The following is an 11,901-nucleotide window of genomic DNA, read 5'->3' on the forward strand; positions in this document are numbered from 1 at the left end:
GGGCCCGCACGGGTCCGCCGCCTGTTGTACTGACCGATGCTGCAAAGTGGGAGGAATGAATCGTGGGGGAGTGGGGACTGCTTTCCGACCCCTGGGAGCCGCGGTGCGGCCTCACAGACGGCCGCTTCCGGCTGACCAGCGTGGAGATCACGGTGACCAACTGGTGCAACCTGCGCTGCCGCCACTGCGCCGTTGGGGAGGCGCTGATGGCCCGGGATCCCGAACGGCTGCCGCTGGACCTGATCCTGAAGCGGCTGGACGAGGTGGAGGGGCTCACGACGCTGAGCCTCACCGGCGGCGAACTGAGCGGATCCACGGAGGTCCTGCGGGAGTGGGTGAAGCCCCTGCTGCAGTATGCGAAGCGGCGGGGGGTGCAGACGCAGGTGAACACCAACCTGACCTTCGACCTGGGGCGCTATGAGGAGATCGCCCCGTGGGTGGACGTCTTCCACATCACCTGGAACTACCGGGACGAGGCGCACTTCCACCGCACCGTCTGGGGCCACGGACGCGCGTTTGTCTCGCCCGACGCCTCCCGTCAGCTGTACCGCCGGATCGTCGAGAACGCCACGGCCCTTGCGGCGCAGGGGCACTTCGTCTCCGCCGAGACGATGGTCAACGGCGAGACCGCCGACCATCTGGGTGCGATGAACCGGTTCCTGGCGGAGATCGGCTGCCGCCGACACGAGGTCCACCCCATGTACCCGGTGGACTGGGCGGCCGACCTGCCCGTCCTGCCGCTGCCGGCTTTCCGGGCGGCGGTGCGCCGCTTCCTCGAGGAGCGGGACCCCAAGATGTGGGTGCTCTTCGGCACTTTCCCGTTCCTGCCGTGCAGCCCGCTGCCCGAGGACCAGGAACTGCTCCGGGCGGTGGCCGCGGCGCCCAACGTGTCGGTGCGCAACTGCCCCGACGGCAGAAACCGGGTCAACGTGGATCTCTTCACCGGGGCCATCCGGGTGACGGACTTCGGCGACATCCCGCCGCTGGGCGACGTCCGCACCGACCGGCTGGAGGACGCGTTCGGCCGCTGGCACCGGCACCCGCGGTTCCAGCCGCTCAACTGCCACTGCCCGGAGGCGGGCTGCACGGGGCCTGACCTGCTGGTGGCCGAGATGTACTACCCGGGGGTGGATTTCCGCACACGGCGGGCGATCCTGCCCGCTGCGCAGGCGGAGGCGCGGTGAAGGCCGGACCGTGCGCTGCGGGCGTCCGCAGGCCCCGCGGGTTCGCCCCCGCGCGCCGGCGCGGTCAGGCGGAGACACCGTCCTGTGCCTGATGGTTGAGGGTTGAAGGACGGGGATGCGGGGTGAGAAGGGCGGCGGATTTCTAGTTGGTGTGGAGCCGAAGTGGAAATCTGTCGTGGTTAGGTGAGGACGCCGTCCTGTGCCTGATGGTTGAGGGTTGAAGGACGGGGATGCTGACTGGGAACTGCGACGGATTTCCAGTTGGTGTGCGGCCGAAATGGAAATCTGTCGTGGTTAGGTGAGGACGCAGTCCTGAGCCTGATGGCTGAGGGTTGAAGGACGGGGATGCTGACTGGGAACTGCGACGGATTTCCAGTTGGTGTGCGGCTGAAGTGGAAATCTGTCGTGGTTAGGTGAGGACGCCCTCCTGTGCCCGATGGTTGAGGGTTGAAGGACAGGGATGCGGGGTGAGAAGGGCGGCGGATTTCCATTTGGTGTGGAGCCGAAGTGGAAATCTGTCGTGGTTAGGTGAGGACGCCGTCCTGTGCCCGATAGTTGAGGGTTGAAGGACGGAGATGCGGGATGGGAATTGCGAGGGATTTCCAGTTGGTGTGCGGCCGAAGTGGAAATCTGTCGTGGTTAGGTGAAGACACAGTCGTGCGGCCCGGGGGTGAGGCGCCGCGATCCTGTGCCGGGTGACCGGATCAGGGTGTCAGGCCGTACGTGAAACGGGGGCTGTCCCGACGTCATCACGCGTGACGTTCGGGACAGCCCCTCATGCGCGGCCCCGGTCGGGCCGCTTCCCGGAACGTCAGCGGATACGGTTCCGGGAGGGATCGGGAAAGGCATGGTACTTGATGCTGCCGCCGTTCAGCCAGTGGCGCAGGGGCTCCAGCCAGGGGCGCCAGCGGATGTACTTCTCCACCTCGGAGGTCGGCACCCACTTCACGCCGGAGATCTCCCCCGGAGCGGGCGCCAGCGAGCCGCCGATCAGCCTGGCCCCGAAGAAAAACTGGACGAGGTGTTCCCTGGCTTCCGCGTTCCGAAATTCGGTGATGAACGCGAGGTCGCCGATCTCTACCTCGAGCCCCGTCTCTTCCAGCACCTCCCGTGCGGCGGTCTCGGCCAGCAGCTCGCCGGGCTCCCAGTGGCCCTTGGGCAACCCCCAGTGCCCGCGCCGGTTCCGGACCAGCAGGATGGCCCCGTTGTGCACGACGAGTCCGCCGGCGGAGAGGTGCCTCCGCAAGTGCTGCATGGCTTACCGCTCCCATCACTCGGGCCCTATGTGCCCATGATACTACCCCGAGGGGGTTCGGGCAAGCAGACCGGACGGGCCGCCGCGGGGCGCACGACTGCGTTCAGAGACGGCCCCCGGCTCATGCGACGTACGGTACCCGGCCCCATCCCTGGGACCGGCATACTGCCTGGACGTACTCCGACGTCCGGGCCCCGGGAGTGACGCCTGGCCCGAAAAGCCGGCCGGTCCTATTCCGACATCCGGCACCCGGCCCCATCGCTGCGCCCGAGATGCTCCCCGGCCCTAGTCCGACATCCGGCCCCGGGCGCATCGCTGTATCCGAGACGCTGCCCGAGCCCACCCCGACGTGCGGACCCCGGGCGGAGCGCTGCGCCCGAGACGATGCCCGAGCCCACCCCGTCGTACGGGACCCGAGCGTGACGCCGGGCCCGAGACGATGCCCGGGCCTACCCCGACGTGCGGACCCCGGGCGGAGCGCTGCGCCCGAGACGCTGTCCGCCCTTACTCCGGCGTCCGGAACCGGGCCACCTGCTCACGCATCTGCTGCGCGACCTTCTGCACCCGCCGGGCGGCCGAGGAGACTTCGGTGCTGGCGAAGGCCATGCTCGACGCGGCCTGAGAGGCGGCGGCGGCCGCCTGGGCGTTCTCCTGCGCGACGTCCGTCACCTGCTCCAGGGAGGCGCTCACCTGGGCGGCCTGGGCCGCCATCTCCTCGGCTGCCGCGGAGTTCTCCTCGGCGACCGTAACGATGTTGGTGAAGAGGCTGTCCATCGACTGGAGCCGCTCCTGCGTGCGCTGGGCCACCTCGGCGATCCGCTCCACGCTCCGGGTGGTCTGCTCAGACGCCTCCTGCAACCGCTGCAGCGCCTGACCGGCCACGACGGCCTTCTGCACGCCGGTCTCGACCTCGGCCAGTCCGGCCTCCATGGCTGAGGTGACCTCTGCGGTGAGGGACTGGATCTTCGTGACCAGTTCGGCGATCTCCGCAGCGGACCGGGAAGAGCCCTCGGCCAGGCGCCGCACCTCGTTGGCCACCACTGCGAACCCCCGGCCGTGCTCGCCGGCCCGCGCCGCCTCGATGGCCGCGTTCAGGGCCAGCAGGTTGGTCTGTTCGGCGATGTCCGAGATGGCCGTGGTGATGTTCCCGATCTCCGTCGACAGCGAGGCCAGGCGGCGGACCTGCTGCGCGGTGAGATCGGCGGCCTCCTTCACCCGGCCCATGCCGGCGGTCGCATCCTGCACCGCCGCCACCCCTTCGGCCGCACGGCGGGACCCTTCCAGCACCGCGGCGGCCTCGGCGGACGCCGACCGGGCCATCTCGGCGGTCTCGCGAACCACGGCGCCGAGCACCGCGACGGCCTGCTGAATCTCGCCGGTGGTCTGCTCGGCCCCGGCCGAGACCTGTCGGATCGCCTCCTGCAGCTGCTGCATGGTCTGCTGGACCTCGTCCGCCGCCGCTGCCTGGCTGCTGCCGCCCGCGGCCACCTGGTCCATGCTGACCGCCACCTGGTCGGCGGCTTCGGTGGCCTGCGCGGCCACCGCCCCCAGCGCATCTGAGGCCTGGCCCAGCGTGGCCGCCGAGGCGGTCAGCTCCTGGATCAGGGTGCGCAGCGAGGCCAGCATGGTGTTGACCGCCCGGGCCAGGTCGGCTACCTCGTCCCTGCCCCGGACCGGCAGTTCAGCCACCGCCAGGTTGCCTTCGGCCACCTGTAGCGCGACCTCGGAAAGCTGCCGGATCGGGCCGGCGAGCGAGCGGGCGACGGGAACCCCGATCGCGACCGACAGCACCACGCCCACCGACGTGACCGCGGCCCCGATCAGCCGGGCCAGATCGGCCTGGCGCTGGGCTTCCAGTGTCGCCTCTTCCGCGAGGATCTGGAGCCGCTGCGCCGCCTGGCTGCTGGCGCTGACGATCGCTTCGCCCGTGGGCATGGCCTCGTTCTTCAGGACGTTCGTCGCCTGGGAGACCAGGCCGTCGTCCCGCAGCGCCATCATGCTCTCCAGTGCCTGGATGTACGCCGCGGCCATCTCCTCTGCTCGTGCGACGTGGTCGAGCACCTCGGGGTCATCGGTGTACGCGCGGATGTTTTCGATCTGGGCGGACAGGTCGCCCGCCGACTCGATGAAGGTATTCCGGACGGAGGGGGACGGGTCGAGCACGTAGCCGCGCGCGGCCGCACTCATGCGGTACAGGGCAGCGTTGAGGGCCGTGGCCGCCTGGTGGGCCGCCTGCAGCTTCAGCGCGACCTCCCCGTAGACCGCCTCCACGCGGTTCAGCGCGAGGAAGATCGAGCCTGCCGCCACACCAACCGTAACGGTTCCGATCAAGGAAAGACCAATCAGTTTTGTGACGAGACGGATGCGCATCCGATTCCCCCGTCTTTCTTCAGGATATAGTTGTACATTTCAAGCGTAGGTTGCTTGGCGAAGACTGTCAACAAGATAATGGTAAGCAGGGTTGACAATTGACCGGGTGAAGGAATGCTGCCGGGAGGGGGCGAATCCTCAACAAGCAATCGCTGTACTGCGCTGGGGGAGTGGATTTCATCCATGCAGGTGTTCTCTCGCCTCAAACGGTTCTACATGCCATACATCGGGTGGGGGCTGGGTTCGGTGCTCGCGATGGCCTTCCTGACGGCGGCAGGGCTGGTGCGGCCGTGGCTCCTGGAGCAGCTCATCGACCGGGTGATCCGGGAGCAGCGCTTCGGCGAGCTGCCGTACTGGGCCGGGGCGGTGCTCGCGGTGGCCCTGGTGCGCGGCCTGTTCAACTTCCTGCGCCAGTACCTGGGCCACACGTTCGGCCAGAATGCGACCCTGGACCTGCGCAACGCCCTCTACGACAAGCTTCAGTATCTGCACTTCAAGTTCTACGACAACGCCCACACCGGCGACCTGATGTCCCGTGTGACCGCGGATGTCGAGGCGTTCCGGATGTTCCTCTCCTTCGGCTTCGTCCACCTGATGGACATCTTCTTTATGACTCTCTTCTCGCTGGTCGTCATGCTCTCCATGTCGGCCCGTCTGACGCTGGTCACCCTGCTGGCGATGCCCTTCCTGCTGGTGGTGGTGCTGCGGTTCGAGCGGCAGGTGCATCCGGCCTTCCGCAGGGTGCGCGAGGCCCTGGCCGGCCTCTCCACCGCCGCCCAGGAGAACCTGAGCGGCATGCGCACCGTCAAGTCCTTCGCCCGGGAGCCCTTCGAGGTGGAGAAGTTCGCCGCGCACAACCAGGAGTACCTGGAGGCGAACCTGGCCACGACGGGTCTGTGGGCCCGGTACTTCCCGGTCATCGAGATGCTGTCCAACCTGGCCCTCACCCTGATGCTGGGCTACGGGGGCTGGCTGGTGCTCCGGAGCGAGATCTCGCTGGGTGAGCTGGTCGCCTTCAACAGCCTGATCTGGTACTGGATCTGGCCGATGCGGGAGATCGGCTACCGCATCAACGAGCTGACCCAGGCCGTGGCCTCCGGCCAGCGACTCCTGGAGGTGCTGGAGCACCCGGTCGCCGTGCGCAGCCGGCCGGATGCGGTGCGGATGCCGGAGATGGCGGGCCACGTGCGCTTCGAGGGGGTGTGGTTCCAGTACGACTCGCCCCGACCGGGCTCCGGTGAGATCAGCCCGCACCCAGCGCTGGCGGACATCCACCTGGACGCCCCGCCCGGCAGCGTCATCGGACTGATCGGCGCGACCGGTTCGGGCAAGTCGACCCTGGTCTCGCTCATCCCCCGGTTCTACGACGTCACACGGGGCCGGGTGACCATCGACGGCATCGACGTGCGCGATCTGGACCTGGACGACCTGCGCCGGCACATCGGCATCGTGCAGCAGGAGACCTTCCTCTGGTCGGCGACGATCCGTGAGAACATCGCCTACGGCCGCCGCACGGCCACGATGGAGGAGATCATCGCCGCGGCGAAGCTCGCCCGGGCGCACGACTTCATCATGGAGACGCCCAACGGCTACGACACGATCATCGGCGAGCGGGGCCTCGGCCTCTCCGGCGGGCAGCGGCAGCGCATCGCCATCGCCCGGGCGATCCTGAACAACCCCCGCATCCTGATCCTCGACGATGCCACCGCCTCGGTGGACATGGAGACCGAGCACGAGATCCAGCTCGCTCTGCAGAACGCCATGCGGGGGCGCACGACCTTCATCATCGCCCACCGGCTCTCCTCGGTGAAGCACGCCGACGAGATCCTGGTGCTGGACCAGGGCCGGGTGGTGGAGCGGGGCACCCACGAGGAACTGCTGGCCCGGGGCGGCGTGTACCGGTCCATCTACGACATCCAGTTCCGGGACTACGAGGCGCAGCGGGTCGCGGGGGCGGCCGCGAAGGGGGGGAGCCGCTGATGGGCATGGGCACTTACCGCACGGCCCGCGAGCTGCACGGCCGCAGGCCGGTCCGGCGCAGCGAGAACGCGGACCGCTTCTACTACCGGGAGGAGCAGGTTTTTGAGAAGCCCTTCGACTGGAACCAGATCAAGCGGCTCGGCACCTTCCTGCGGCCCTACGTCCGCCAGGTGGTCATCGCCGGCGTCGCGATGCTGGCGGCGACGGTCACGCGCCTGGCCGTGCCGTGGCTGATCGCCCAGGCGATTGACGCGGTGCTGGAGCCCGAGGTGCGCTTTACCCGCTGGACGCAGTGGCTGGAGCCCTACGACCGCACTGAGCGGCTCGCCATCCTGGTCGGGGCGATGGCCGCCGTGCACGTCGTCAACTGGATCGCGAACCACTGGCGGATCCGGCTGACCGCCTGGGTCGGGCAGCGGGCGCTGTATGACCTGCGGCAGAAGACCTTCGCCCACATCCAGTCGCTGTCGCTCCGCTTCTTCGACACCCGGCCGGCCGGGTCGATCCTCGTGCGCGTCACCAACGACGTGAACTCCCTGCAGGACCTGTTCACCAACGGCATCATCAACCTGCTGCAGGACGTGCTGACGCTGGTCGGCATCATCGTCATCATGATGTCGATGCACCTGAAGCTGTCGCTGGTGATCTTCGCCTTCCTGCCCCTCATGATGATCACCACCGTGCGGCTCCGGACCCGGGTGCGCCACGGCTGGCAGCGGGTGCGGATGCAGCGCTCCCGGCTCACCGCCCACCTGGCGGAGGCGATCCAGGGCGTGCGGGTGACGCAGGCCTTCAGCCAGCAGGAGCCCAACAAGGACTTCTTCGCCGACATGAACGTGGAGGTGCGCCGCACATGGCTGGACACCGTCCGGCTGAACGCCCTGTTCAACCCGATCGTGGAGATCATGGGCGCCCTGGGCACGGCGGTCGTCTACTGGTACGGGACCCGGATCCTGCAGGGCGGCGGCATCACCGTCGGCGTGCTGGTCGCCTTCGTGACGTATGTGGGCCAGTTCTGGGAACCCATCCTGCGGCTCACGCAGCTCTACGGTCAGATGCTGGTCGCCATGGCCTCCAGCGAGCGCATCTTCGAGTACCTGGACACGAAGCCGACGGTGCCCGAGAAGCCGGATGCCCGGCCGCTGCCCCGGATCCGGGGCGAGGTGGAGCTGGACAACGTCACCTTCGCCTACGAAGAAGGGCGCACCGCCCTGCGCGGGGTTTGCCTGAAGGTGAACCCCGGCGAGACGGTTGCCCTGGTCGGTCACACCGGCGCGGGCAAGACGTCGGTCATCAACCTGCTTTCCCGCTTCTACGACGTGAGCGAAGGCGCCGTGCGCATCGACGGCGTGGACGTGCGGGACGTGACGCTGGACTCTCTGCGCAGGCAGATCGGCGTGGTGCTGCAGGACACGTTCATCTTCAGCGGCACGATCATGGACAACATCCGCTACGGACGGCTGGATGCCACCGACGAGGAGGTCATCGCAGCAGCCAAAGCCGTGCGGGCCCACGACTTCATCATGCGGCTGCCGCACGGCTACCAGACCGAGGTGCGGGAACGGGGGTCGCGGCTCTCGATGGGCGAGCGGCAGCTTATCTCCTTTGCCCGGGCCTTGCTGGCGGACCCGCGCATCCTGGTCCTCGACGAGGCCACGGCCTCGATCGACACCCAGACCGAGCTGCTGATTCAGGAGGCGCTGGCGCGGCTCCTGAAGGGGCGCACCTCCTTCGTCATCGCCCACCGGCTGTCGACGATCCGGAACGCGGACAAGATCGTGGTACTGGACCACGGCCGGATCGTGGAGATGGGTACCCACGAGTCGCTGATGGCGCGCAAGGGCGTCTATTACGGCCTGATTCAGGCGCAGTTCAAGTTCATCGAGGCGGGATGAGCGCGGCCAGCCGCTCAGGGAGCTGATCGGCGAAGCCCGGCGGGTACTCGTGGCCGAGGCCCGGGTGCACCTCCAGTTCGCAGGCGAGGCCGGCTTCCCGCATGGCGGAGGCGAACTCCCGGGCCGCCGGGAACGCCCAGTCGCCGTCGCCGATGACGATATAGCCCCGGATGTCCCGGCGCGCCTCCGCAAGCAGCGGCAGGAACGTCTCCGGCCGGATGGCCGGCGCGACGGCGAGGAAGCCCGTCGCGGGGAGCGTCCCGCTCAACACCCCGAACATGGCCACCGCGGCGCCCATCGAGAACCCCGCGATCACGGTGCTGCTGTGCGGGCCGAGGCCGTCGAGGTGCGCCTTCACTTCCGCCAGGGCCCGGTCGCGGTCTCCCCAGAAGTACTTTCCCGGGGCCCACACCTGCGACGACTGGGCCAGGGCCACCCGCCAGCCGGCCGCGGTCGCGGCCGTCCAGGGGGCCCTTTCCTCTTCCTGTTCGAAGCTGCTTCCCGCACCGTGCAGCGCCATCAGAAGCCCCCGCGGCGCCCCTTCCGGCTCGTACGTGTACAGCACCGGCCGGGCCAGGGCCTGCGCCGCCTCCCGGCGCTCGCGGAACAGATCCATGAGCGGTTCGAGCCGGGGGTCTTCCCTGAGCGCCGCGAGGTCCGGATCGTTCAGCATGCGCTCGTGGTACCAGAAGCCTTCATCGGCGGCCGCCCGCAGCCAGCGGAGCCCGTCGTCTGCGCCGTCCGTCAGGCAAGCGAGGCAAGCCCGCCAGAAGTAGAAGGTCGGGGCCTGGTCGGGGAATCGGGCGGCTTCCCGCTCGATCAGCGCCAGCGCCTCCCGGTAGGCGCCCTGGCCGTGCAGGCGGAACACCTCGTGTTGCAGGTCCTTGAAGCTATGAACGTACATGAGCGCCACTCCTTGCATAACCTTTCTGGAAATGACGCCCCGGCACTGCCGAGTGTTCCCGGGTGTTACCGCCAACCATTGCGCAGGGCCGGCGCATCTCTTTGACAGAGCATGGAAAGGAGTGAGCGTGTGTGTACGAGTACAAGGTTCTCAAGCTCTCCGCCGCGGAGGTGCTGGAGGATGCTCTCAACGAGTACGCCCGGGAGGGTTGGCGCTGCAAGTTCCAGTACGTGGTCGAGGGCTTCGGCGGGTTCACCACGCTGGTGGTGACCCTGGAGCGGAAGGTCAGCGCCTGAGCTGCGTCGGCGGCCAAGCGGAAATCGCAGATGGCAGCCGACACAGCCAGGATGACCTCCCCATCATCATCAGGGCCATAGACTGCATACCGGTCAGCGTCGACGAGTCCCCTCTGCGACGACCCTGCTCGTCAGCTGCAGACGTGGCGGCCTCATCTGTCCGGCGGGTCTCCAGGTTTCTTGGGGTGAGCGCGCCCCCGGCTGAAGGGCCGAGCGCGCGAAATGTGCATCCTGGCGGATGCGAGGGGTGAACATCGTGCGCGGAACCAGGACCCGGGCGTGCTTGACCCCGTACTGCCCCTGGCCGGAATCCGGGGTATTCCGGTGTGACCCTGTCTGACGAGGCCGGCGGGTAGGATCGAAGCTCGGCTTGCGCGCGGAATGTGCACCGGACGATCGGGAGCAGGTGCACATTCTGCGCGCAGTCAGGCCGCGAGCTGGCCGAGGCCCCGGGATGCCCCGGTGTGACCCTACCCGACGAGGTCATCGGCTGGGATCGATGCCCGGCCTGCGCGCGGAATGTGCACCGGACGATCGGGTGCGGGTGTACATTCTGCGCGCAATTAGGCCGCGAGCTGGCCGAGGACCCGGGGGCACCCCGCTGTGACCCAACCAGACGAGATCGTAGGATCGGGTCGATGCCCGGCTTGCGCGCGGAATGTGCACTGGACGATCGGGCGCCGGTGTACATTCTGCGCGCAACCAGGCCGGGAGGTGGCCGAGGACCCTGGGATACCCCGGTGTGACCCGACCTGGCGAGGGCGGCGGGTAGCCGGTCTGGCGAGATTCACCGGGGAGATCCTGTCTCGCGAGGTTGCCGGCGGGCCGAGCGGCGGATTTGCGCGCGGAATGTACACTCGACCGTGGGCTCGAGGTGTAGGACCCGGGCATAGCGCACGCCGATCGCGCAGACCAGCGGGCGGTCCCACCAGGCATGGCGGGACCGCCCATCCAGTTGCTGCTCACGGCCAGCGAAAGCGCGGCGAGGAGGTCCCCCGCTCTCTGGCGAGGTCATCCGGGCTTACCCCGGCCGGGATTTTTCGCCCCGCCTTCCATCATCGCCCGGGCTATCAGCACGGCGCCGGCGGCCGGGCTCCCGGCGCTCTCCACCACCCGGGCCGTCGGCATCCGCTTCGCCAGGTGCGCCACCAGCGCTTCCCGCACGGCGGGGACGCCCTCCAGCACGCCGCCGGTGGTGGCCACCACGGGCTGTCTCAGGGCCATTCGGCGCAGCAGCGCGGCGGCCAGGTCCGCCAGGTCCCGGCCCGCCCTGCGGAGGATCTCGCCGGCCACGTCATCCCCATCGGCGGCCGCCTGCGCCACCAGGGGCACCAGCCCGGCGATCTCCGTGCGGGCCGCGGCGGGATCGGCGTAGACCCGGGGAATCGCGTCGGTGAGCTGCGAGAGGCCCCAGGCCGCGCAGATGCGCCCGCCGAGCGCCGTGGCCGGTCCGGTGCCGTCCAGGGCACGGAGCGCGGCCGCCAGGGCCTGCCGCCCGATGGCGAAGCCGCTGCCCTCGTCGCCGAAGATCCAGCCCCAGCCGCCGGCCCGGGCCAGCCGCCCGGCGTCGTCCAGTCCATAAGCAATCGACCCGGTTCCGGCGATGAGGATCACGCCGGGGGCGCCCTGCAGGGCCCCGGCCAGAGCCACGCGGGCGTCGCTCACCACCTGCACCGGCACGGAGGCGGAGAGCGCCAGCGCCTGTGCGATGGCACCGGCCAGTTCCGCCTGGGTCCCGGGCTGCCCGGCGCCGGCGAGCCCGGCGCACACGGCGCAGACGTCCCCGGCCGTGCGGCCCGCCGCCGCCAGCGCTTCCCGGGCAGCCTGTGCGATGCTCTCCACGGCTCGGGCCAGCCCCACCACCAGGGCGTTGGCCGGGCCGCCGTGCCCCTCCCCCAGCACCCGGCCGGAGAGGTCCGCAGCCAGGCAGCGGGTGCGGGTGCCGCCGCCGTCGATGCCGAGCACGATGCGGGATGGGTTCATCTTACCAACCTCCCGAATGCTCCGGATCCAAAAG

The 11,901-nt window shown here is 69.1% G+C and carries 8 protein-coding genes; 4 read left to right on the top strand and 4 right to left on the bottom strand.

What is annotated here, in order from left to right; genetic code table 11:
• Window positions 1-62 precede the first annotated feature (62 nt).
• On the top strand, window positions 63-1,184 hold the full coding sequence (gene yfkAB / locus ACZ5UM_RS08140) for a radical SAM/CxCxxxxC motif protein YfkAB (RefSeq protein WP_464848072.1): 1,122 nt from the start codon (window positions 63-65) through the stop codon (window positions 1,182-1,184).
• A gap of 811 nt (window positions 1,185-1,995) precedes the next feature.
• On the opposite strand, the gene ACZ5UM_RS08145 is transcribed toward yfkAB, so the two are convergent.
• Complete coding sequence (locus tag ACZ5UM_RS08145) at window positions 1,996-2,439, bottom strand: NUDIX domain-containing protein (protein WP_464848074.1); 444 nt, start codon at window positions 2,437-2,439, stop codon at window positions 1,996-1,998.
• 504 nt (window positions 2,440-2,943) lie between these two features.
• Window positions 2,944-4,770, bottom strand: coding sequence for a methyl-accepting chemotaxis protein (locus tag ACZ5UM_RS08150; RefSeq protein ID WP_464848075.1), 1,827 nt, complete (start codon window positions 4,768-4,770; stop codon window positions 2,944-2,946).
• 222 nt (window positions 4,771-4,992) lie between these two features.
• Here ACZ5UM_RS08150 and ACZ5UM_RS08155 point away from each other — a divergent pair, with 222 nt between their 5' ends.
• A complete protein-coding gene (locus ACZ5UM_RS08155) occupies window positions 4,993-6,789 on the top strand; it encodes an ABC transporter ATP-binding protein (RefSeq protein ID WP_464848077.1) in 1,797 nt (598 codons plus the stop codon).
• Entirely contained in the window at window positions 6,789-8,684 is a 1,896-nt protein-coding gene (locus ACZ5UM_RS08160; protein ID WP_464848078.1) for an ABC transporter ATP-binding protein, read from the top strand. The genes ACZ5UM_RS08155 and ACZ5UM_RS08160 overlap by 1 nt, the downstream gene beginning before the upstream one ends.
• On the opposite strand, the gene ACZ5UM_RS08165 is transcribed toward ACZ5UM_RS08160, so the two are convergent.
• Complete coding sequence (locus ACZ5UM_RS08165; RefSeq protein WP_464848079.1) at window positions 8,668-9,588, bottom strand: alpha/beta hydrolase; 921 nt, start codon at window positions 9,586-9,588, stop codon at window positions 8,668-8,670. The two genes, ACZ5UM_RS08160 and ACZ5UM_RS08165, sit on opposite strands and share 17 nt — an antisense overlap.
• Before the next feature lie 131 nt (window positions 9,589-9,719).
• Here ACZ5UM_RS08165 and ACZ5UM_RS08170 point away from each other — a divergent pair, with 131 nt between their 5' ends.
• On the top strand, window positions 9,720-9,884 hold the full coding sequence (locus ACZ5UM_RS08170; protein WP_464848080.1) for a DUF4177 domain-containing protein: 165 nt from the start codon (window positions 9,720-9,722) through the stop codon (window positions 9,882-9,884).
• Between the two features lie 1,011 nt (window positions 9,885-10,895).
• On the opposite strand, the gene ACZ5UM_RS08175 is transcribed toward ACZ5UM_RS08170, so the two are convergent.
• Entirely contained in the window at window positions 10,896-11,867 is a 972-nt protein-coding gene (locus tag ACZ5UM_RS08175) for an N-acetylglucosamine kinase (RefSeq protein ID WP_464848082.1), read from the bottom strand.
• Window positions 11,868-11,901: the final 34 nt, after the last annotated feature.

This window comes from Symbiobacterium ostreiconchae, assembly GCF_055396975.1.

Excerpts from the sequence above, each read along its gene's own strand:
- ACZ5UM_RS08145 (WP_464848074.1), bottom strand. The coding sequence starts at position 2,439 with ATGCAGCACTTGCGGAGGCACCTCTCCGCCGGCGGACTCGTCGTGCAC.
- ACZ5UM_RS08155 (WP_464848077.1), top strand. The coding sequence starts at position 4,993 with ATGCAGGTGTTCTCTCGCCTCAAACGGTTCTACATGCCATACATCGGG.
- ACZ5UM_RS08160 (WP_464848078.1), top strand. The coding sequence starts at position 6,789 with ATGGGCATGGGCACTTACCGCACGGCCCGCGAGCTGCACGGCCGCAGG.
- ACZ5UM_RS08165 (WP_464848079.1), bottom strand. The coding sequence starts at position 9,588 with ATGTACGTTCATAGCTTCAAGGACCTGCAACACGAGGTGTTCCGCCTG.
- ACZ5UM_RS08175 (WP_464848082.1), bottom strand. The coding sequence starts at position 11,867 with ATGAACCCATCCCGCATCGTGCTCGGCATCGACGGCGGCGGCACCCGC.